Source organism: Kitasatospora sp. NPDC029312 (assembly GCF_055569215.1).
Genome location: NZ_JBVHXY010000003.1, coordinates 25,245 through 46,525 on the forward strand (window position 1 = coordinate 25,245; position 21,281 = coordinate 46,525).

Genomic DNA, 21,281 nt, shown 5'->3' on the forward strand with positions numbered 1-21,281 from the left:
TCGCGGCGGACGCCGTCCCGTACGGCTGGTTGCTGCTCAGGCCCGGACGGAATCCTGGCTGATGAGTGTGCCGATCTTCTCACTCTTCACCGCGCGCGCGATATTGCCCTCCGCCAGCAGTTCGAAGACCAGCATCGGGAGGTTGTTGTCCTTGCACAGCGTGATCGCGGTGAGGTCGGCGACCTTCAGGTCGCGCGCGATGACCTCGGAGTACTCCAGCGCGTCGAACTTCACCGCGTCGGGGTTGGTCCGCGGGTCGGAGTCGTAGACGCCGTCCACGCCGTTCTTGCCCATCAGCAGGACGTCGGCGTGGATCTCCAGGGCGCGCTGGACGGCCGTGGTGTCGGTGGAGAAGTACGGCATGCCCATACCGGCGCCGAAGATCACCACACGGCCCTTCTCCAGGTGCCGGACGGCCCGCAGCGGCAGGTACGGCTCGGCGACCTGGCCCATGGTGATGGCGGTCTGGACCCGGGTCTCGATGCCTTCCTTGACCAGGAAGTCCTGCAGCGCCAGGCAATTCATGACGGTGCCGAGCATGCCCATGTAGTCCGAGCGGGCCCGGTCCATGCCGCGGACCTGCAGCTCGGCGCCCCGGAAGAAGTTGCCGCCGCCGATGACCACCGCGACCTCGGTGCCGGCGCGGACGACCGTGGCGATCTCCCGGGCGATCGCGTGCACGACGTCCGGGTCGACGCCGAGCCCGCCGCCACCGGCGAAGGCTTCACCGGACAGCTTGAGCAGCACCCGGCGGCGCGAGCCCGCCTGGGGGTCCTGCGCGGTCTCCTGCGTCTCCTGCATGGACTTCTCCTTTTTGCACCTGCTGGCTCACAGGCCTGGGTGTGCGGGTACCCGGCCTGCGCGTACACGCGAGGAGGCCACTGCCGCGGGAACCGGTTCGGTGTCCTGCACGGCAATGGCCTCCTCGTCGTTCATGGTGCCGAAGCGGCCCGCCCATGGACGGTTGGCGCTGGGTGAGCCCGTTCGGCGTTCCGCCCGCCCCGGTCAGCGGGCGGGGGCGGTTCCCAGCCTAAAGGGGCCGGGGACCAGGTGGAACGTGGCTCAGGCGCCGACGCGGAAGCGGGCGAAGCGCTTGAGGGTGACGCCGTTCTCCTCGAGGACCTTGGCGACGGTCTTCTTGTTGTCCTTGGCGAACGCCTGCTCCAGGGCGGCGTTCTCCTTGACGAAGCCGGTGACGCGGCCCTGGACGATCTTCTCCAGAGCGGCCTCGGGCTTGCCCTCCTCGCGAGCGGTGGCCTCGGCGACGCGGGCCTCGCTCTCCAGGACGTCGGCCGGGATCTCGTCGCGGGACAGGAACTTCGGCGCGAAGGCGGCGATGTGCTGCGCGACGTCCTTGGCGACCTCGGCGTTCTCCTTGTCCAGCTCGACCAGGACGCCCACGGCCGGCGGCAGGTCGGGGCTGGTCTTGTGCAGGTAGACCGCGACGAAGCCGTCACCGTCGAACTGCGCGAAGCGACGGAAGACGATCTTCTCGCCCAGGGTCGCGTTGGCCTCGTCCACGAACTGCTGGACGGTCTTGCCGGGCTCGATCTCGGAGGCCAGGGCGGCGTCCAGGTCGGCCGGGGCGGACTTGGCGACGTGGGCGGCGATCGCGTCGGCGACCTTGACGAAGTTGTCACCCTTGGCGACGAAGTCGGTCTCGCAGTTCAGCTCGACCAGGACGCCGGACTTCTTGTCCTCGGCGATCAGCGCGGCGACGGCGCCGTTGGAGGCGTCGCGGCCCTCGCGCTTGGCAACGCCCTTCTGGCCCTTGATGCGCAGGAGCTCGACGGCCTTCTCGACGTTGCCCTCGGCCTCGTCCAGGGCCTTCTTGCAGTCCATCATGCCGGCGCCGGTGAGCTCACGGAGCTTCTTGACGTCCGCGGCGGTGAAGTTCGCCATGGTGTGAATCTCTTCTCGCGTCTCGCGTGTCTGCGTGGGGTGGCGCCGGGACCGGTGGTTCGGTCCCGGCGCGGGAGAGAGGGGCACCCGCCGGCTTGATCACCGGCCGGTGCCCCTCACCCTTGGTACGTCAGGCCTGCTCGGCCGGCGCCTCGTCGGCGGGGGCGGCCTCAGCCTCGGCGGCGGGGGCCTCAGCCTCGGCGGCGGGAGCCTCAGCCTCGGCGGCGGGGGCGGCCTCGTCGGCCTTCTTCTCGCCCTCGATGAGGTCCTTCTCCCAGTCGGCCAGCGGCTGGTCGGCGCCCGGCTCGGCCTTGGCGTCGCCCTTGGCGACACCGGCGCGGGCCTTCAGACCCTCGGCCACGGCGTCGGCGATCACGCGGGTCAGCAGGGTGACGGAGCGGATCGCGTCGTCGTTGCCCGGGATCTTGTAGTCGACCTCGTCCGGGTCACAGTTGGTGTCGAGGATGGCGACGACCGGGATGTTGAGCTTCCGGGCCTCGCCGACCGCGATGTGCTCCTTCTTGGTGTCCACGATCCAGACGGCGCTGGGAACGCGCTGCATGTCGCGGATACCGCCGAGGGTCTTCTCCAGCTTGTCGTGCTCGCGCTGGAGGACCAGGAGCTCCTTCTTGGTGAGGCCGGAGCCGGCCACGTCCGAGAAGTCCAGCTCGCCGAGCTCCTTGAGGCGCTGCAGACGCTTGTAGACGGTCGAGAAGTTGGTCAGCATGCCGCCGAGCCAGCGCTGGTTCACGTAGGGCATGCCCACGCGGGTGGCCTGCTCGGCGATGGCCTCCTGGGCCTGCTTCTTCGTGCCGACGAAGAGGACGCTGCCGCCGTGGGCAACGGTCTCCTTGATGAACTCGAAGGCGCGGTCGATGTAGTTCAGCGACTGCAGCAGGTCGATGATGTAGATGCCGTTGCGCTCGGTGATGATGAAGCGCTTCATCTTCGGGTTCCAGCGGCGGGTCTGGTGACCGAAGTGGACGCCGCTCTCCAGCAGCTCCCGCATCGTGACGACGGCCATTGCCGTGCTCCTCAGGTGTTACGGCCCGGCTGCGGCGTTCCCTCGGGGTTTTCCCTCGGGCGACCGCCTACGGCCGGGTCAGGCTCGGTTTTGTCCGTGGCAGTCAGGTGACAGCCACGCCTGACGCCCCGAACGTGCCGAGCCGCTTCCACCCGCTCGGTCCGGGGACCGGTCGGGCTCGGCGGACCGAGCGGCACTCGCACCTGGCGGGGCTGCGGGAGAACCGCGTCCGACCACCGGTGGCGGGGCGTGCGAAGTCGACCCAGCGGACCGGGTCGCGTGTGAAGTGTACGGGAAGCGCCGAGGGGCGAGCGACTTCACGAGCGTCGCAGGGCCTGTGGACGGGCTGCGGAGGGCCTGGGAGAAACCTGGGAAGGGGCCGGGCGAACCGGGTTCGTGGCGGTGGCACGGTCGGGGCGGGCCATGCGGACCGGGTGGGCTCTCGGCCGACTGCCTGCCCGCGAACCGGTGCTCCCATGCCGCTCGTACACCGGATGGCGGCGTCCGTACACCCGCTGGAGGGACGGCGGACGGGGTGGGGTGGTTTGTCCACAGGAATCCGAAACGGGGTGGTGGGGGGCGGGCGGGCGGCAGGAGCCTCGGGACATGACCGGGTGCGATGGAGTGCGGAGAGGGACGTGCGGTGCGATGGGCGGTTGGGTGCGAGGTGGGGTGCGCTGGGGAGTGCGAAGGGTTCCCACCGTGGTCGGCGCGCTCGCCGGGGTGGCGGTGGTGCTGGCGCTGGCCCTGACCATGGTGCTCGGGTGTCCCGGGGGTGCGGGGGCGGTCGGCCTCGCCGCTGGGGGTGCCGGGAGCGCTGGGGGCCCTGGGGGGTGGGGTGGTGGCGGGGGCGGTGAGGGCGTTGGTGCGGCTTCCGGTGGCGGCGCCGCGGCTCGGGCCTGGCCGGTGGGTGGGCCGGGCGGAGTGCTGGAGCGGTTCGAGCCGCCGGCGAAGCCCTGGGCGGCGGGGCATCGAGGAGTGGACCTGGCCGCCGCCCCCGGGGCCGAGGTACGGGCGGCGGCCGCCGGGGTGGTCCTGTTCTCCGGACTGGTGGCGGGGCGGCCGGTGGTGACCGTCTCCCATCTGGGCACGGGGGCTCCCGCGCTCCGCACCACCTATCTGCCCGTCACCGGCACCATCCCGGTCGGCACCGCGGTCTCCGCCGGGCAGGTGATCGGGCGGCTCACCGCCGACGGGCGGCACTGCGGCGCCAGGGACTGCCTCCACTGGGGGCTGCTGCGCGGCCACCGGTACCTCGATCCACTGGCCCTGCTCGGCGTCGGCGCGGCCCGTCTGCTCCCGCTGGGCGGCGTGGACGGCGGTCCGCCGTGGCCGGCGGGCCCGTCGGCGGGCCTGAGCACGGATGCGGCTCAGGCAGACAGCGCTCAGGCGCGGGCGGCGGCCGAAGCACGAGGAGCGGCCCAAGCGCGGGTAGCGGCTCAGGCACGGGCAGCGCGGCTCAGGCGCGGCCAGCGGCTCAGGCCCGGGCGAGGCCGTTCAGCGCCAGAGCGACGGCGGCGTCGGCGATGGCCTCGGAGGTCTCGATGGCCTCAGCCGGGCAACCCGGGCGCTCTCCACCCGGCCGCTCGGCCCGGCGGACGGCCGCCTCCACGACCCCTTGCAGCAGCGCCGCGGCCAGCCGGGGCCGCTCGTGACCGAGTTCCTCCAGCGCCTGGACGACCAGGCCGACGAGTCGGCCGTGCGCCGCTCGGATGCGCTCGCGGGCGGCCTCGTCGAGTTCCAAGGCCGAGATGGTGACGACCGCGCGATGCCTCGGGTCGGCGGCCAACGCCAGCTGGCCCCGGACATACGCCTCGATCCGCCCGGCGGCGGTGTCGCAGCTCGCCATCCCAGCCTCGATCTCGGCCGCCCACAGCGGGAAGTCCACCTCGCAGAGCGCCTCCACCACGGCGGCGCGGGAGCGGAAGTACTCGTAGACCGAGGACCGCGCCAGCCCGGTGCGCGACGCGAGCGCGGGGAAGGTCAGCGCCTCCATGCCACCCTCGGTGAGCAGGGTGCGGGCAGCGTCGAGGAGGGCTGCCCGCTGCAGCTGGCGGTGTTCGGCCACCGTGGCCGCTCGGATCTTCGGCACGCACCAACTGTACGGAGCCGTACCCGCGGCCGGTACGGTGCCGCCGCGTTCGACCGCGGCGCGGGGCCGCCGGCCGGTCCCGGTGTGCGTTACCGGATGTCCGAGAGCTTGGCGCGCAGTTGGAGGACGGACTTGGTGTGGATCTGGCTCACCCGGCTCTCCGTCACGCCGAGCACCTGTCCGATCTCGGCGAGGGTGAGGCCTTCGTAGTAGTAGAGCGTCACCACGGTCTTCTCCCGCTCCGGGAGGGTGTTGACCGCCTGGGCCAGCAGTCTGCGCAGCTCGCGGTCCTCGGCCACCTCGACCGGGTCGTCCGCGCCGTGGTCCTCCAGGGTGTCCATCAGGCTCAGCCGGTCGCCGCCCTCGCCCACGGGGTGCAGCAGCTCGTCCAGGGCCACCACGTTGGCGAGCGACAGCTGGCTGAAGATCGCGTGCAGGTCCTCGATCGCGATGCCCATCTCGGCCGCGACCTCGGGCTCGTGCGGCGTCCGGCGCAGCCGGGCCTCCAGCGTCGCGTACGTCCGTTCGACGGCCTTCGCCTTCTGCCGCACCGAGCGCGGGATCCAGTCCAGCGCGCGCAGCTCGTCGATGATCGCGCCGCGGATGCGGCTGATCGCGTAGGTCTCGAACTTGATCGCACGGTCGATGTCGAACTTCTCGATCGCGTCGATCAGCCCGAAGACCCCGGAGGAGACGAAGTCGGCCTGCTCGACGTTGGAGGGCAGACCGACCCCGACCCGGCCGGCGACGTACTTGACGAGCGGCGAGTAGTGCAGGATCAGCTGCTCGCGCAGCCGCTGGTCGCCGGTCTCCTTGTAGGAGTGCCACAGCTCTTCGAGCGCGCTGCGCCCCGTGGTGCCGGGCGGGGAGGCGGCGCCCGGCGGCGGCGCCGCGTCCGGTGGGGGCGCGGCGTCCGGAGGGGGCGTGGCGTCCTCCGACGGGGGCGCGACCTCCGGGGAGGGAGCGCTGTCGGGCGGGCGGGGCTCGCGGTCGGCGGGTACGCCGCCCGGCGCGCCCGACTCACCGGCCGTCCCGTCGTCGTGGGTCGGCTCGGTGCCGCGGGCCGCGTCCGCGGGCTGGCCCGGTACCACCGCCGGCCGGCCGCCCTGGCGCGACAGGCCTCCCATCGTTCCCGCCGGCTTGGACGGGAACTCGGTCGCGGGTCGCCGCTCGGTCCGCGGCCCTCCCGAGGACCGGGCGCCACCGGTCACTCTGTGTCCGGGAATGTGTGTGGGCATACGTTGGTCTGCGCCGTTCTGCCGAGTCATGTGCTGATAGGGAAGGCATGTGGAGCGTAGCGTCACCGACTCACTGCAAAGCGCTACCGCCACTCGGTCGTCCCCCGATCCGGTGGCGTTCGTCCACCGGATCCGGCCACACGAACGGAAGAACCGGATCAGCAGGTCAGCCGGTCCGTCCCGGTACGCCCTTTCTGGGCGCACGCGCGTTCCCCACCTTGCCGGTCACCTCCTTCTCCGCACCACGCGCCAGTGCGCACCGTGCCGCTCCACGTAGCCGAGGGCGCCCAACTCGTAGAGCCGCTGCAGGACTTCGTCGGGCGGCAGGCCGGACTGGCGGGCCAGCCGCTCGACCGGGGCCCCCTCCGCCGTGGCCGGGACGGCCTCCAGGACCCGGGCCACCGCGGGCTCCAGCAAGTCCCGTGGCAGCACCGGCCCGCTGCGCTGCGGCGCCAGGTCGTCCCCGATCGCACCGATCAGCTCGGTGATCTCGGCCGCGTCGGTGACCAGCGTGGCGCTGCCGCTGCGGATCAGGGCGTGCACCCCGGCGGAGAGCTCCGAGGTGACCGGACCGGCGACGCCCATGGTGTGGCGGTTGAGGTCCCGCGCCCGTCTGGCGGTGCTCAGCGCGCCGCTGCGCACCGCCGCCTCGACCACCACCGTGCCCCGGGTGAGGGCCGCGATGACCCGATTGCGGAGGACGAAGCGGAAGCGGTTCGGGTGCTCCCCCGGTGGGAGTTCGCTGACCAACAGGCCCTGGACACCGATCCGCCGGATCAGCTCGGTGTTCCCCTTCGGATAGGCCACGTCGACCCCGCAGGCGAGAACACCGATGGTCATCCCACCGACGGCGAGCGCCCCGCGGTGGGCGGCCGCGTCGATCCCGTAGGCGGCTCCGGAGACCACCACCCAACCTCGCTCGGCCAGTTGGGCGGACAGCTCCCCCGCGACGTGGGCGCCGTAGGCGGTGCACGCCCGTGAGCCCACCACCGCGACCGAGCGCAGGGCGAGCAACCGGAGCGAACCGGTTCCGGTGGTCCACAGCCCGATCGGGCGTCCGTCGCCCAGGTCGTCCAGTTGACTCGGCCACTCCTTATCCCCCGGAATGATGAAGCGCCCACCGACGGCTCGTACCCGTTTCAGGTCGTCCGCCGGGTCGAGGCCCGGGAGCCGTGCCTGGTAGGCGGCCAGCCGGGCGGCGTCCAGCCCGGGGTGCTCGGGAACGGTGCCCGCCCGGATTGCCCGGACCACCTCGGCAGCGGGCAGTTGCCCGAGCCAGCGGCCGACCACGGCGTCCCCCGGTTCACTGAGCCGGGTGAGCAGGACCCGGGCGAGGCGCTCGGAATCGGCTGCGGCCGTGCCGCCGGGCGGGGCTGCGATACGCGGCGGGGCTGCGGAGCCCGGTTGCTCTGCCGTGCCCGGTGGGACTGCCGCGTCCGGTGAGGCTGCGGTGAGCGGTAGCCCTGCCGGGTCCGGAGCGACTGCGGTGCAGGGCTTGTCGGCACGGGGTCTTTGGGGGTTCCCCAACAGCTGGTTCACGCCGCGTCCTCCTCGTCGGCCGGTGCTTGCTCCGGTTTGGGTGGCCAGTCGTCCGGGCCGCTCCGGCGCTGGGCCGGGATGCCCCCGAGCCGGCCGAAGGGGCGTTCGGCCAGTGGCAGCCCCTGCTCGACCCCGGTGCGCATGACCAGGGCGGTTCGCACGTCCTGCCGGTCCGGCCGGTCACGGCCGGCCAGATCGGCGACCGTCCAGGCGACCCGGAGCACCCGGTCCAGGCCCCGGGCGGTCAGCAGCCCGCGTTCCAACTGGCGCGCGACGTCGTTCAGTGCGCCCGGTCCGAGCTGCCACCGGGTGCGCAGTTCATGGCCCGGTACCTCCGCGTTGGTCCGCCAGGGCGTGTGCTCCAGTCGGGCGGCCGCCCTCTCCCGCGCGGCCAGCACCCGGGCCGCGACGGTCTCGGTGCTCTCCGCCGTGACGTCCCGTTCCATCAGCTCGGCCCTGGTCACCGGGGCGACCTGGACCTGGAGGTCGACCCGGTCCAGCAGCGGGCCGGAGAGCCGCCCCTGGTACCGGCTGACCATCGCGGGCGTGCACTCGCAGCCTTCGCCTCGCCGTGAGTACCGGCCGCACGGGCAGGGGTTGGCGGCCAGGCAGAGGAGGAAGCGGGCCGGGAGGCGGAGCGATCCGGCCGATCGGGCGATCACCACCTCGCCCGATTCGAGCGGCTGGCGCAGCGCGTCGAGCACCCGGACGGGGAATTCCGGCGCCTCGTCCAGGAAGAGCACGCCCCGATGGGCCAGCGAGACCGCACCCGGTCTCGGCAGGCCGCTGCCGCCGCCGACGATCGCGGGCATCGTGGTGGAGTGGTGCGGGGCGCAGTAGGGCGCGGTGTCGATCAGTGGGCGCCCGGCCGGGAGCAGGCCCGCCACCGAGTGGACGGCGGTGACTTCCAGGGCCTCCTTCTGGGTCAGTGGCGGGAGCAGCGAGGGCAGCCGCTCCGCCAGCATCGTCTTGCCGGCACCGGGAGGGCCCTTCAAGTAGAGGTGGTGCCCTCCGGCGGCGGCGATCTCCAGCGCCCGCCGGGCCTCGTACTGGCCGGCCACGTCCGCCATGTCGAGCCGGAACGCCCGGTCGTTCGGCAGGCCCCGCACGCTGGCGCTGGGCAGCATCAGGCCGGCCATCAGCGGATCCGGCCTGCCTGCGACGGGGTCGGGCGGCTCCTCCGGCTCCGTCGCGCCGGTCAGGATGGCGACCAGCTGGCGCAGGCTCCGGACGCCGATCACCGTCACTCCGGGGACGAGCGAGGCCTCGGGTGCGGTCTGGTCGGCGACCACGACCCGCTTGTACCCGGCGTCGGCGGCGGCCAGCACCGACGGCAGCACCCCGCGGACGGGCCGCACCCGGCCGTCCAACCCCAGCTCGCCGATGAGCAGCAGGTCCGCGATGGACGACGGGTCGAGCCGCTCGGCGGCGGCCAGCACGGCGCAGGCCACCGCCAGGTCGAAACCGCTGCCGCTCTTGGGCACCGAGGCGGGGCTGAGGCCGACGGTCAGCTTGCGCTGCGGCCAGGGCTCGCCGCTGTTGCACACCGCGGCGCGGACCCGGTCGCGGGCCTCGCTGAGTGCCTTGTCGGGCAGACCGACCAGGGTGAACGCGGCCACCCCGGGCTCCAGATCGGCCTGCACCTCGACGATCACTCCGTCGACCCCGACCAGGGCGACGGAACAGGTTCGGGCGAAGGCCATCTCAGACCACTCCCCGCAGGTGGTCGACCAGGGCCGCACCCCGTGCCCGGTTGACCACGGCCACCAGGTCGATCCGCACCCCGCCCGGTGGGGCGGGAGGCCATTGCGGATCGGCCGGCCCGGGGTCGTACCCGGGCCCGGCGAGCCGGGCGAAGTGACCGGGCCATCGTTCGGCCATCCACCGCTCGGCCAGGCGCTGGAGCCGGGCGGCCTTGACCCGGTCGATGGCCTCGCTGGGCTGTTGGAAGCCCCGCTCGGAGCGGGTCTTCACCTCGCAGACCGCCACCGTGTCGCCGTCCAGGGCGACGATGTCCAGCTCGCCCTCGGCACAGCGCCAGTTGCGGTCGAGGATGCGGAGCCCGGCCTCCGCGAGCCAGCGGGCGGCGACCCGCTCCCCGTAGCGGCCGAGCCCGTTGTTGGTGCTGCGCGCCGGGCTCCTGCCGGTGTTCGTCCCGGCTGCGGCCGCGTTCGGTACGGCCTGGTCCTGCACGATGGTGTTCTGCACGGTGACCACCTCCGCCGAGGAGGCTGCACCACCGTGGGCGACGGCGCCGGGGAATTCCGTTCCCCTGTGGATAACTCGGGCCTGTGGATAACTTTTGTCACCCGCAGGGGTGAGAAGCCCCCTTCGCGCGAAATCCCGCTGGACAACGCGGGACGGAGTCGTCCAACGTCAGTTCCCGAAGCCGGACTCGTCCGAGGGCAGCTCCAGATCGCTCTTCGCGAGTTCCTCGATGTTCACGTCCTTGAAGGTCAGCACCCGGACCTTGCGGACGAACCGGGCCGGCCGGTACATGTCCCAGACCCACGCATCCGCCATCGACACCTCGAAGAACACCTCGCCCTGGACCGAGTGCACCTGCAGCTCGTAGTCATTGGTGAGGTAGAACCGTCGCTCGGTCTCGATCACGTACTTGAACAGGCCGACGACGTCCCGGTACTCCCGGTAGAGCTTGAGCTCCATCTCGGTCTCGTACTTCTCGAGATCTTCGGCACTCATCCAGGCGTCCCCTCAACTTGTCACGTCCACCCATTGTGGACCACCGCACCCCCGCTCAGAGCCGTACCGGTTCGACCGGCGGGCCCTGTACCAGCAGTCGCCCGAGGAAGTCCGCCAGTCCGGCCGGATAGACCGTCTCGCTGGTCCCTCTCAGTTCCTCGACCGTCCACCAGCGCGCCGCGAGCAACTGGGCGTGTTCGTCGTCGCCCATGCCCGAGTGGTCCAGCCCCGTCCGCGTGGTCCGGGCCAGGTGGAACCACTGCTCCTGCTCGTAGCGCTGTCCCTGAAAGGAGAACGACACCGTGCCGTACGCCACCAAGGGCCCCAGGTCCACGCCCCGCAGACCGGTCTCCTCCGCGAGCTCCCGCTCGGCGGCCTCGCGCACGTCCTCCCCCGGCTCCAAGCCGCCCCCGGGCGTGAACCACCACGTCACTCCGGGCACGGCCGGATCGGCCCCCAGGAAGAGGAGGATGCGGTCCAGCCCGTCCAGCAGCAGGATCCGCGCCGCCCTGCGACGCTGTGCTGTCATGGCAGCGCTCCACGCTCCTTCCGTACGCATCGGTGGCGTTACCGATCCTGCCACCCGGCGCGTCCGCCCGGGGCGATGTTCGCCAGAGCGGCTCGGCCGGCGACGGCCCCGCTCAGGAGCTGCGCCCCCGGCGGAGCCGGCGGGCCAGGCCCGCCACCCCGCCCACCACGGAGGTCACGACGATCAGCGCCGCACCCGCAACGCTGGCGTAGGCGGCCGGCTCCAGCGGCCCGGGCGAGCCGGCCTTCGGGCCCGCGAAGGAGTCGAAGGCCGTGGTGCGGTCGAGCAGGCCCATCCGGCCGAAGGGCTGCAGGGTGGCCTCGACCCTGGCCTCGACCGCGGCGGCCGGGACGGTCCCGCCGTCGACCTCAAGGTGGGTGCGGGAGTCGAGCGAGCCGATCCGGTTGTCGCCGAGCAGGAACAGCCGGCCCTCCGGCACCGTCACGCTGAACGACTCGCCCTGGCGGCCCTGGGCCGCGAGGTACGGCTCGTCCACCGGCTGTCCGTTGACGGTCAGCCGCTGGTCGCCGCCGGTGGTGCTGGCGACGGTGTCCCCGCCGACCGCGACCACCCGCTTGACCATGAGCTCCCCGCCCCAGGCCTGGTCGCGGAAGACCACCACGTCACCCCGGCCGATGGAGCCCCCGCCCACCTTGCGGGCGAGGACGGTGTCGCCCACCCGGAGGGTCGGGTGCATCGAGGCGGTGGGGATCTTGTACGGCCGGTAGTCGACCGCGATGAGGGCGAAGCCGCCGATCATCAGCACCAGCCCGAGCGCGAGCGCGACGCCCTGCAGCACCGCGGCGGGCCCTCGGCCGGGGCGGGCGGGCCCGGCCGGGCTGTCGGCCGGGTGTTCCACGACACTGCTCATCGACACCGTCCACCTCTGACCGGCCGGAGAACCGGCCGGAGGACACCACTGGCACGCCGGTGGCTCGGCCGGGAACGCCGACGGGCCGTGGCACGTCCGAGCAGACTACTCGTCGGTACCACGGCCCGCGCAAGAGCCGGCGAGGACCCCGTGGAGGTCAGGACTCCTTCCGGCGCTCCGTCCGGGTCCGCACCCGACGCACCAGCGGAAGCAGGGCGACGGCACCCACGGCACCGGCCACCGGAGGCGCCGCCGGCAAGGCCGCCGCCGCCAGGCCCTTCTGGTCGTAGGTGTCGGGCACCGGCAGCGTGGACCAGTGGTCGATCGGCCAGGCCACCACGAAGGCGCGCCCGATGACGTTGTCCACCGGCACCGTCCCGCCGCCCGGCTGGTCCATGTGGAAGCGCGAGTCCAGCGAGTCGGCGCGGTGGTCGCCCATCACCCAGATCCGGCCCTTGGGCACCTTCACCGGACCGAAGGGCTGGGTCCCGCAGGGGGTGTTGCCCTGGTAGACGTACGGCTCGTTGAGCGCGACACCGTTGACCTTGACCGGCCCGTCACCCTTGCACTCGACGGTGTCCCCGCCGACCGCGATGACCCGCTTGATCAGGTCCTTCTCGTTGGCGGAGGGCATCAGCCCGACGAAGCTGAGCACGTCCTGGACGCCGCGGACGAAGGAGTTGCCGCTCTGCTGGGTCGGCTCGTCGTTCAGCCAGCCGCCCGGGTCGTGGAACACCACGACCTCACCACGCTCGGGCTCGGCGCCGAACCAGGGCGTCAGCTTGTCCACCAGGACGCGGTCGCCGACCTGCAGCGTGTTCTGCATCGACTCCGACGGAATGGAGAACGCCTGGACGAAGAAGGTCTTGATCACCAGCGCGAGGATCAGCGCGATGCCGACCAGGATCGGCAACTCCTTCAGGAAGGAGCGCTGCTTGCGCGGCTTGGCCGGAGCCTCCGACTCGTCCGCCGGCTCGGTCCCCGGCCGCTGGGGCTCCGAGGAGTCCTCCGCTCCGGTGCCATGCCCGTCGGCGGTCTTGGCGGTCGAGTCGTCGACCGCGGGCGACGGCGCCGAGGAGTCGGCGGACCGGGTCACCCGGCCACCGCCTGAGCCCTCGGGTTCCCCGGCGCCCGCGCGGGCGCCGATCACCAAATCCCCCACAACGTCTCCTCCCTGCTGTGCGGACGCCCGCGCGCCCGCGCTCAGAGTGCCGCACAGCGGGCACCACGCTCGCCACGACCATGAACGCATCAGGGCTGCCCGCAACGGGCTCCCTCGACACCAACGCGGCCTCGGCGCACAGCCGGGGATCCCGGCCGCACCTGCACTTCTCTATCACTCCCGGGCATCCGGGTCGCGGTTCCACACGCGCGGTCCGGCCGTTCACCGTCGGGAGCGGCTCACTCAGGAGACCGTCCCGGTCGGCGAACGACGAGCGGAAGGATGCCCAACACACCCATAACGAGCGGAGGTTCCAGAGGAACCGGCCCAACACCCATCGACTTCGGCGCAGTTCCGCCGGGCTGCGGAGCCCCGGCGAGAGAGGAGAGTGAACTCGGCTCATCGAGTTGATGGAAGCGGTCCAGCGGCCAGGCGATCACGAACGCGCGACCGACCACACCGCTCAGCGGAATGGTCCCCTGGCCCGGATTGCCCATGTGGAAGCGGGAGTCGGCGGAGACGTCCCGGTGGTCACCCATGACCCACAGCCGTCCCTTAGGCACCGTCACCTTGAAGGGCTGCCGGGACGGCGGGTTGCCCGGTGCCAGGTACGGCTCCTCCACCGCGGTGCCGTTGACACTCAGCCGCCCCTGCGCGTCGCAGCACTCGACGGTGTCCCCGCCGACGCCGATGACGCGCTTGATCAAGTCCTGCTCGTTGTCGGACGGCAACAGCCCGACGAAGGTGAGCACGCGCTTGGCCGTCCCCAGGACCGGACCGTCGTCGGACGGCTTGCGATCGTCCTCGAGCCAGCCGCCCGGGTCCTTGAACACCACGACGTCGCCGCGCTGCGGCTCACTGCCGAACCAGGGGGTCAACTTGTCCACCAGCACCCGATCGCCGACCTGGATGGTCTGCTCCATCGAGCCCGAGGGGATCACGAACACCTGGATCAGGAAGGTCTTCAACACCAGCGCCACCAGCAGGGCCACCAGGATGATCAGCGGGAACTCGCGCAGCAGCGAGCGCTTGCGCCGACGGGCCGCGCGTCGCGCGCTGCGCCGGCGCTCGGCCCGGCCGCGGACCGGCGCCACCGGGCCCGACCCGGCACCGTCCGGTCCGCCGTCCCCGGGCTCCGGGGCCGGATGGTCGGCGACCCGCCCCCTACCCCTGGTCCCCATGACCACCCGTCCCCGCAATCGCGGTGAAGGCTGCGGGCCGGTCGAGGCTGGTCCAGCGGGAGAACGGGAAGACCACCCAGTCCGCCCGGCCGATCACCTTGTCCTCGGGCACGAAGCCGCCGCCGGGCTCGCCGAGGTGGTCGCGCGAGTCCCGGGAGGCGCTCCGGTGGTCGCCCAGCACGAACAGCTTGCCGGTCGGCACCACGATGTCGAAGGCCACCGCGGACGGCTCGTCGCCGGGCGCCAGGTAGGAGGCTTCGTCCACCGGGACGCCGTTGACGGTGATCGGCCTGCCGGGGCCGGTGCTCGTCACCCGGTCCCCACCGACGCCGATCACGCGCTTGACGTAGACCGTGTTCCCGGCCGGGGCCAGTCCGAGGTCCCGGCCGAGCGACCGCACGGTGTCCCAGAAGCCGGGCTGCTCGGCCGCCTCCGGGAGGAAGGAGCCCGTCCCGTCGAACACCACGACGTCGCCCCGCCGGGGGTGGCCGCCGAAGGCGTAGGCCAGCTGGTTGGCGATCAACCGGTCACCGGGCCGCAGGGTGTCCTCCATCGAACGGGAGGGCACGGTGAAGGGGCGGGCGACGAAGGCGTTCACCAGCAGCAGGGCCCCGAGGCAGATCCCGACCAGCAGCAACAGGTCCCGCGAGCGCGAGCGGCCGGGCTCCTCCGGCTCCGCGCCCTCGCCGGGCTCCTCGCCATCGCCGGGCTCCGCGCCCTCGTGCGCCTGCTCGTCTTCGTCCGGTCCGACGGCAACGAGCGCGCCGGCGCCAGCTGCCGCCACCGCAGGCCGGTCCTGATCGGGCCCGGGAACGACCGCGGAAACGACCGCGGACCGCGACAGCGAGTCCGCACCGGAGGGTGCGGGACTGCCGTCGCGGTCCGCGGGTGGTTCGTGCGTGCTCATCGGGGGCTGAGCTTACCTTGCGGCCGCCTGGCCCTTCAGAGCGCTCCGATCCCCCGGCGTGGCCGGGGGCCGGTGGATCAGCGGTCGCGCTTCTCCTTGATCTTCGCGGCCTTGCCGCGGAGGTCACGCAGGTAGTACAGCTTGGCGCGGCGAACCGCACCGCGGGTCACGACCTCGATCTTCTCGACGACCGGGGTGTGCACCGGGAAGGTGCGCTCCACGCCGACGTTGAAGCTGACCTTGCGAACGGTGAAGGTCTCACCGATGCCGGAGCCGTGGCGGCGGATGACGATGCCCTGGAAGACCTGGACACGGGAGCGGTTGCCCTCGATGACCCGGACGTGGACCTTCAGGGTGTCACCGGCGCGGAAGGCCGGGATGTCGGTGCGCAGCGAGGCCGCGTCGACAGCAGCGAGCTTGTTGCTCATGTTGCTCTCCATCGCAGGCGCCACGGGCCGCCCACGGAATGTCGTCACAATGGGGTCTGCTGCGGGCCGCTTCGGCTGACGGCGATCCCCCCGTGGCGGGGGCGCCGGTCCACGTGCCCCTACGGGAGGGAGCCAGCGACAGACAGCAGTCGCCTATTCTTCCACACCACCGGCCACGGACCGAAATCGGCCGAGTTCCTCGTCCCAGGCCAGTCCGAGGATGCTGAGCGCCTCGCGGTCCTTCTTGTCGAAGGAGCCGTACCGCCAGCGCTCGACCAGGTCGGGCCGGTTGGCCAGAGTGCGGGCGAAGGCCTGCTCCCGGCGCCAGCGGGCGATCTTGCCGTGGTTGCCGCTGAGCAGCACCTCGGGCACGGTCCGGCCGCGCCACTCGGCGGGCTTGGTGAAGACCGGGCCCTCCAACAGGTCGGCCATCGCGCCGGGGGCGAAGGAGTCGTCCCGGTGGGACTCGGCGTTGCCGAGCACACCGGGCAGCAGCCGGGCGATCGCTTCGACCATCACCAGCACCGCGACCTCGCCGCCCGCCAGCACGTAGTCGCCGATCGAGGCCTCGACCACCGGCATCCGGGTGGCCGCCTCCTCGATCACCCGGCGGTCGATGCCCTCGTACCGCGCGGGCGTGAACGCCAGCCAGGGGCGGCCGGCCAGCTCCTGGGCGAGTTCCTGGGTGAACGGGCGCCCGCTCGGGGTGGGCACGACCAGCGTGGGCACCTCACCCTCGGGCCCGCCGGCCACCACCGCGTCCAGCGCCTCGCCCCACGGCTCGGGCTTCATCACCATGCCGGGGCCGCCGCCGTACGGGCTGTCGTCCACCGTGCGGTGCACGTCGTGGGTCCAGTCGCGCAGGTCGTGGACGTGCACGTCCAGCTGGCCGCGGGCGCGGGCCTTGCCGACCAGCGAGATGTTCAGCGGTTCCAGGTACTCGGGGAAGATCGAGACGACGTCGATCCGCATCCCGGACCGCACCTCCGCAGCGGCGTACCGGTCGGCGTCCACGCCGGACCCCTGAGGGGTCTCCTCGAACGTCACCGCGAATCCCCCGGCTCCCCCGCCGACCCGTCCGACTCGTCCGGCTCCCCCGGCCCCGCAGCCGACTCGTCCGACTCCTCCGCCGCCGTGCCGACGACCTCGGCCTGCTCGGGGTCGATCAGTCCGGCCGGCGGGGTGATCACGGCCCGCTGGTTCTCCAGGTCGATGGTCGGCACGATCTGGTGGACGAAGGGGACCAGCACCTCCGTGCCGTCGGCCTTCTTCACCGTGAGCAGGTCCTGGTACGGGAGGTGGACGACCTCGGTCAGCTCACCGACCGGGGTGCCGTCGAGCAGCACCACGTCGAGGCCGATCAGCTGGTGGTCGTAGTACTCCTCCGGGTCGTCGGGCCGCTCCTCCGGGTCGACCTCGGAGATGAGCAGGGTGCCCCGCAGGGCCTCCGCCGCGTTGCGGTCCTTGACGCCGACGAAGCGCAGCAGCAGCCGGCCGCTGTGCACCCGGCCGGATTCGACGGTCAGCGGTCCGGTCGAGGCCGGGTCGGTGAGCAGGACGGCACCGGGGCCGAGCCGGAGTTCCGGCTCGTCGGTGCGGACCTCGACACTGACGTCCCCCCTGATGCCGTGGGCGCGGCCGATCCTGCCGACGACGAGCTGCACGGTGATCGTTCTCCTGGAGTTGCTGAGCGGGAAAGCAGAGAGAAGTGGGCTGGGACGGCCGGCCGGAGCCGGGACGGCCAGCAAAAAAGGCCGACCGGGACGACATGCGTCCCGGTCGGCCTCAAGCCCGACGGCTGAACTGAACGAGCAGCAGCGTCAGCGAATGCTGTCCACGTCGACGAGGTCGACCCGGACGTTGCGACCGCCGAGGGCGCCGACCACGGTGCGCAGAGCGCGCGCCGTGCGACCGCCCCGGCCGATCACCTTGCCGAGGTCATCGGGGTGCACGCGCACCTCGATGGTGTTGCCCCGACGCAGGTTGCGCGAGCGCACCTGCACCTCGTCGGGGTGCTCGACGATGCCCTTCACCAAGTGGTCGAGGGCGTCCTCGATCACGATCAGGCCTCGGCGGCGGCGTCGGCCTCAGCCTCGGCCTTGTCCGACTTCTTGGCCTTCGGGGTGATGGCGACACCGGTGGTGGCGTCCTCGAAGCCGGCGACGGCCTTGGCGAACAGGTGCGAGAAGTCCTCGACCTTCGGCTCGGCGACCTTCAGCGGCGCCGGGGCCGGCAGGCCCTTGAACTTCTGCCAGTCGCCGGTCAGCTTGAGGATGGCGAGCACGGGCTCGGTCGGCTGGGCGCCGACGGACAGCCAGTACTGGGCGCGGTCGCTGTCGACCTCGATCTTCGAGGGGTTGTAGGTCGGCTGGTAGATGCCGATCTCCTCGATCGCGCGACCGTCACGCTTGGTGCGGGAGTCGGCGACGACGATGCGGTAGTGCGGGGAGCGAATCTTGCCGAGACGCTTCAGCTTGATCTTGACTGCCACGGGAGTGGGTTCTCCTGGTGTTGACGTGGGTGAGCGTCCTCGCCGTCCGCGTGGGGTTGCGGGGCGGGGGCGTTCAAGGGACACGCCAGCCGTAGGAGAGAGGGGTCCTGCCCGGCTGCCGAGTACTCAGCTGTCCATTCTGCCATACCGGCGGGAACGGTCTTCACCCGGCGAGCGCCTGGCCAGCACCCGACCAGCGCGGACAGAGCCGCCCGACAAGCGCGGACAGAACCACCCGGCCAGCGCCGACAGAGCCGCTCGGCCAGCGCCGACGCCGACAGAGCCACCCGGCCACCGAGGACGGAGCTGCCCGGGCCCGGGGCGTACCACCCTCAGGCTCGACCGGGAGCCCCCGCTCCCGGTCAGCCACAGCCTCACACCACAGACGGCCCGGCCGCGCCGACTGCCCGCACAGTCGCCGACCGGTCCCGGCCGCCCGGTTACGCGATCTTGAACGGCTGCTGGCACGCGCCGCAGACGATGGACGCCTGCGCCAGCACGGACGGCACGACCCGGACGTTGCGGCCGCAGCCGCAGACGGCCTTGACCCGGACGCCGCCACCGGAGGACCCGTGCCGGGCGGCCGGGCCGCGGAAGGCACGGTTGGCGCCGTCGCCGGCCACCGCCTCCTGGTGCGCGCCGAGGGCGCGGTCCAGGCGCTCGATGGTCTCGGCGTAGCGCTCCTGCGTCTCCTTGAGCATGGTCACCTGGGAGAAGCCGCTGCTCGCGTGCGGCTCGACCGGGTGCGCCAGGCCGAGCTCGGAGGCGAGCATCAGGAAGCGCCGGTTGTGGTAGCGGCCGGCGCGCGAGGTGTCCCGGATGTCCCGGGCCGCGGCCAGGCCGTGGGCAGCCTCGTGGAGGAGCCGCTCGAAACCGAGCCGCGTGCCACAGGCCGAGGAGGACTCGCCGATCAGGGCCTCGGGAGAGGCCAGGTCCGGGAGGTCCTGGTGGTAGGCCTGGATGTCGCTCCAGGCGGCGGCCAGTTCGGCCGCGAGGACGAGGGGCTGTGTCGTGCTCACGCTAGACCAACGATGCAGAGCGAGCGGATGTTCCGCATGTTCCTGTTCTCCGGGAATTCCCAGGGAACTCCCAGGAATGCGCGACTGTGCGCGAATTGCGCGTTCCGGATCCGACGCAAGACCAACCCCCTGCCGGTTTCGGCCCGTCGCAGAGTCGGCGGGCCTCCTGAATTCCGCCCCGGGGGCGGGCTGTCGCCCCCAGGACGTACGGCCCGTGGACCGCCGAAGTTGACAGGGCCACGGGCCGTACACCGTACCGCTATTCCGTTAATACCGGCAGTTGACTGACCAGTAGGGATGTGAGCGGTCAGTGATCGTCCGGCAGAGTTACCGGATTCTTACCCACCCGCATTCCGGGCGAATGTTGCCGCGGACGGTCATCACTTGCCGTTAACGGGCATCAGTACGCACGCGCGACGATCGCGATATTGCCGTCCTGGTCGTCCGCGTGCGGCACCGAACCGTCGGCCGCGACGATGCAGCGCACCGTGACTCCCTGCTCGGCGAGCTTGGCCTCGCCCTCGGGGCCGAGGTCGGCCCAGGAGATCCGGCCCCAGCCGGTCGCGGCGGCCTCGACGGCCTCGTCGAGGGTCTTGACGTCCACCGTGCGGGCCTCGCGGCGCTCGCGGGACTGGCGCAGCAGCAGCGCCTGGTCCTCCTCCAGGATGCCCGGCAGGAGCGCCGCCAGGGCGTCGATGGAGACCGGCTCCTTGCCGCCCGGGATCCGGCGGGCCAGCATCGCGGTGCCGTTCTCGAGGTCGCGCGGGCCGACCTCGATGCGCAGCGGGATGCCCTTGAGCTCCCAGTCGACGGCGCGGCGGCCGAACGGGGTGTCGGTGCGGTCGTCGACGACGGTCCGGATGCCGGCCGCCTCCAGCGCGGCACCGATCTCGCGGACCTTGGCGATGACCGCGTCGTCGCCCTTGATGGCCAGCACGACGGCCTGGACCGCGGCCAGGCGCGGCGGCACCCGCAGTCCGTTGTCGTCGCCGTGGGACATGATCAGGCCGCCGACCATGCGGGTGGAGACGCCCCAGGAGGTCTGCCAGACGTACTCGCGCTCGGCGCCCTGCAGCTGGTAGGTGGTGTTGAACGCCTTGGCGAAGTTCTGGCCCAGCTCGTGGCTGGTGCCCATCTGCAGCGCCTTGCCGTCGCCCATCATGCCCTCCAGGGTGAGGGTGTTGATGGCGCCGGCGAAGCGCTCCTTGGCGGTCTTGCGGCCGAGCACGACGTCGATGCCGAGCACGTTGGTCATGAAGTCGCCGTAGACCTGGGTGTGGATCATCGACGCGTACGCGCGGGCGTCCTCGTAGGTGGCGTGGGCGGTGTGGCCCTCCTGCCAGAGGAACTCGGTGGTGCGCAGGAAGACGCGCGGGCGCAGCTCCCAGCGGACCACGTTGGCCCACTGGTTGATCAGCAGGGGCAGGTCGCGGTGGCTCTGCACCCACTTGGAGAAGTACTCGTTGATGATCGTCTCGGAGGTCGGCCGGACCACGACCGGCTCCTCCAACTGCTTGCCGCCGCCGTGGGTGACGACCGCGAGCTCGGGCGAGAAGCCCTCGACGTGCTCGGCTTCCTTGGTCAGGTAGGACTGCGGGATGAACATCGGGAAGTAGGCGTTCTGCGCGCCCGCCTTCTTGATGCGCGCGTCCATCTCCTGCTGCATCCGCTCCCACAGGCCGTAGCCGTACGGCCGGATGACCATGGTGCCGCGCACCGGACCGTTGTCGGCCAGCTCGGCCTTGTTGATGAGGTCCTGGTACCAGCGGGGGAAGTCCTCCGCCTGCGGGGTGAGAACGGGTGCCTTAGCCATGGGCCGAATGGTACGGGGCGCGGCCCTCCGGTTTCGAATCGGTGTCACACCCGCGGCCGCGGGCACCGCCTCCGCAGGGGGCGCACGACCGCGACGCGCGCGCACCACCCTGCACCCCTCTGGACGCCGGGCCCGACCCGCTGTTCGCTGGAGTGGGGCGGGACTTTGGGGGAGCCGTAGCAGGACACCGAAGGACCGGATGGGAGGCCGCGATGGCTTCAGCTCGGACGACCGGCACGACCGTACGACCAGCAGGCGCACGACCGCACCACCCGCAGCCCGGGGCCGCGGGGGGGGGGGGGGGGGGGGGGGGGGGGGGGGGGAGGGAAGGGGGGGGGGGGGGGTGTTCCAAAGCGGGGTGCGGCCCGCCGGCGGTTGGTCC

The 21,281-nt window shown here is 72.2% G+C and carries 21 protein-coding genes and 1 pseudogene; 1 reads left to right on the plus strand and 21 read right to left on the minus strand.

Annotated features, from left to right (window positions below; genetic code table 11):
• Nucleotides 1-36 precede the first annotated feature (36 nt).
• The 3 genes from pyrH to rpsB form a co-directional block, all read right to left on the minus strand.
• Nucleotides 37-801 (minus strand): UMP kinase, encoded by a 765-nt coding sequence (pyrH, locus tag ACZ4WV_RS03100; RefSeq protein ID WP_148642763.1) that lies wholly within the window; start codon nt 799-801, stop codon nt 37-39.
• 261 nt (nt 802-1,062) lie between these two features.
• Nucleotides 1,063-1,902, minus strand: coding sequence for a translation elongation factor Ts (gene tsf, locus ACZ4WV_RS03105; protein ID WP_465742229.1), 840 nt, complete (start codon nt 1,900-1,902; stop codon nt 1,063-1,065).
• 130 nt (nt 1,903-2,032) lie between these two features.
• Entirely contained in the window at nt 2,033-2,926 is an 894-nt protein-coding gene (rpsB, locus tag ACZ4WV_RS03110; RefSeq protein ID WP_465742231.1) for a 30S ribosomal protein S2, read from the minus strand.
• 753 nt (nt 2,927-3,679) lie between these two features.
• Here rpsB and ACZ4WV_RS03115 point away from each other — a divergent pair.
• Nucleotides 3,680-4,177: pseudogene (locus tag ACZ4WV_RS03115) on the plus strand (peptidoglycan DD-metalloendopeptidase family protein); the annotation flags it as partial.
• A 226-nt stretch (nt 4,178-4,403) separates the two neighbouring features.
• Here ACZ4WV_RS03115 and ACZ4WV_RS03120 read toward each other — a convergent pair.
• From ACZ4WV_RS03120 to proS, 18 genes are all read right to left on the minus strand, one after another.
• Nucleotides 4,404-4,994, minus strand: a complete 591-nt coding sequence (locus tag ACZ4WV_RS03120) for a TetR/AcrR family transcriptional regulator (protein ID WP_465742662.1) — start codon at nt 4,992-4,994, stop codon at nt 4,404-4,406.
• A 113-nt stretch (nt 4,995-5,107) separates the two neighbouring features.
• Nucleotides 5,108-6,145: an RNA polymerase sigma factor WhiG gene (gene whiG / locus ACZ4WV_RS03125; RefSeq protein WP_465742233.1), complete on the minus strand. Its 1,038-nt coding sequence runs from the start codon at nt 6,143-6,145 to the stop codon at nt 5,108-5,110.
• Nucleotides 6,146-6,481: 336 nt separating this feature from the next.
• Entirely contained in the window at nt 6,482-7,546 is a 1,065-nt protein-coding gene (gene dprA, locus ACZ4WV_RS03130) for a DNA-processing protein DprA (RefSeq protein ID WP_465742235.1), read from the minus strand.
• A 245-nt stretch (nt 7,547-7,791) separates the two neighbouring features.
• Nucleotides 7,792-9,498 carry a YifB family Mg chelatase-like AAA ATPase gene (locus ACZ4WV_RS03135; RefSeq protein WP_465742237.1) on the minus strand — a complete coding sequence of 569 codons (1,707 nt, stop codon included), beginning with the start codon at nt 9,496-9,498 and terminating at the stop codon, nt 7,792-7,794.
• Between the two features lies 1 nt (nt 9,499).
• On the minus strand, nt 9,500-10,003 hold the full coding sequence (locus tag ACZ4WV_RS03140; protein ID WP_465742239.1) for a YraN family protein: 504 nt from the start codon (nt 10,001-10,003) through the stop codon (nt 9,500-9,502).
• A 168-nt stretch (nt 10,004-10,171) separates the two neighbouring features.
• Nucleotides 10,172-10,498: a DUF2469 domain-containing protein gene (locus tag ACZ4WV_RS03145; RefSeq protein WP_030056781.1), complete on the minus strand. Its 327-nt coding sequence runs from the start codon at nt 10,496-10,498 to the stop codon at nt 10,172-10,174.
• 55 nt (nt 10,499-10,553) lie between these two features.
• The gene (locus ACZ4WV_RS03150) at nt 10,554-11,027 is read right to left on the minus strand and encodes an NUDIX hydrolase (RefSeq protein ID WP_465742241.1); all 474 of its coding nucleotides are present in this window, start codon (nt 11,025-11,027) and stop codon (nt 10,554-10,556) included.
• A gap of 112 nt (nt 11,028-11,139) precedes the next feature.
• On the minus strand, nt 11,140-11,898 hold the full coding sequence (gene lepB / locus ACZ4WV_RS03155; protein ID WP_465742243.1) for a signal peptidase I: 759 nt from the start codon (nt 11,896-11,898) through the stop codon (nt 11,140-11,142).
• A gap of 157 nt (nt 11,899-12,055) precedes the next feature.
• A complete protein-coding gene (gene lepB, locus ACZ4WV_RS03160) occupies nt 12,056-13,051 on the minus strand; it encodes a signal peptidase I (RefSeq protein ID WP_465742663.1) in 996 nt (331 codons plus the stop codon).
• 248 nt (nt 13,052-13,299) lie between these two features.
• Nucleotides 13,300-14,154: a signal peptidase I gene (gene lepB / locus ACZ4WV_RS03165; RefSeq protein ID WP_465742245.1), complete on the minus strand. Its 855-nt coding sequence runs from the start codon at nt 14,152-14,154 to the stop codon at nt 13,300-13,302.
• Nucleotides 14,155-14,224: 70 nt separating this feature from the next.
• The gene (gene lepB / locus ACZ4WV_RS03170) at nt 14,225-15,025 is read right to left on the minus strand and encodes a signal peptidase I (RefSeq protein ID WP_465742247.1); all 801 of its coding nucleotides are present in this window, start codon (nt 15,023-15,025) and stop codon (nt 14,225-14,227) included.
• Nucleotides 15,026-15,225: 200 nt separating this feature from the next.
• A complete protein-coding gene (gene rplS / locus ACZ4WV_RS03175) occupies nt 15,226-15,576 on the minus strand; it encodes a 50S ribosomal protein L19 (protein ID WP_207809318.1) in 351 nt (116 codons plus the stop codon).
• Nucleotides 15,577-15,729: 153 nt separating this feature from the next.
• Nucleotides 15,730-16,548, minus strand: coding sequence for a tRNA (guanosine(37)-N1)-methyltransferase TrmD (gene trmD, locus ACZ4WV_RS03180; RefSeq protein WP_465742665.1), 819 nt, complete (start codon nt 16,546-16,548; stop codon nt 15,730-15,732).
• Nucleotides 16,549-16,619: 71 nt separating this feature from the next.
• Nucleotides 16,620-17,240, minus strand: a complete 621-nt coding sequence (rimM, locus tag ACZ4WV_RS03185) for a ribosome maturation factor RimM (RefSeq protein WP_465742250.1) — start codon at nt 17,238-17,240, stop codon at nt 16,620-16,622.
• 156 nt (nt 17,241-17,396) lie between these two features.
• The gene (locus ACZ4WV_RS03190; protein ID WP_030306741.1) at nt 17,397-17,636 is read right to left on the minus strand and encodes an RNA-binding protein; all 240 of its coding nucleotides are present in this window, start codon (nt 17,634-17,636) and stop codon (nt 17,397-17,399) included.
• A gap of 2 nt (nt 17,637-17,638) precedes the next feature.
• Nucleotides 17,639-18,067, minus strand: a complete 429-nt coding sequence (rpsP, locus tag ACZ4WV_RS03195) for a 30S ribosomal protein S16 (protein ID WP_097236094.1) — start codon at nt 18,065-18,067, stop codon at nt 17,639-17,641.
• A 440-nt stretch (nt 18,068-18,507) separates the two neighbouring features.
• Nucleotides 18,508-19,086 carry a hypothetical protein gene (locus ACZ4WV_RS03200; RefSeq protein WP_350741716.1) on the minus strand — a complete coding sequence of 193 codons (579 nt, stop codon included), beginning with the start codon at nt 19,084-19,086 and terminating at the stop codon, nt 18,508-18,510.
• A gap of 400 nt (nt 19,087-19,486) precedes the next feature.
• Complete coding sequence (gene proS / locus ACZ4WV_RS03205; protein WP_465742252.1) at nt 19,487-20,899, minus strand: proline--tRNA ligase; 1,413 nt, start codon at nt 20,897-20,899, stop codon at nt 19,487-19,489.
• Nucleotides 20,900-21,281: the final 382 nt, after the last annotated feature.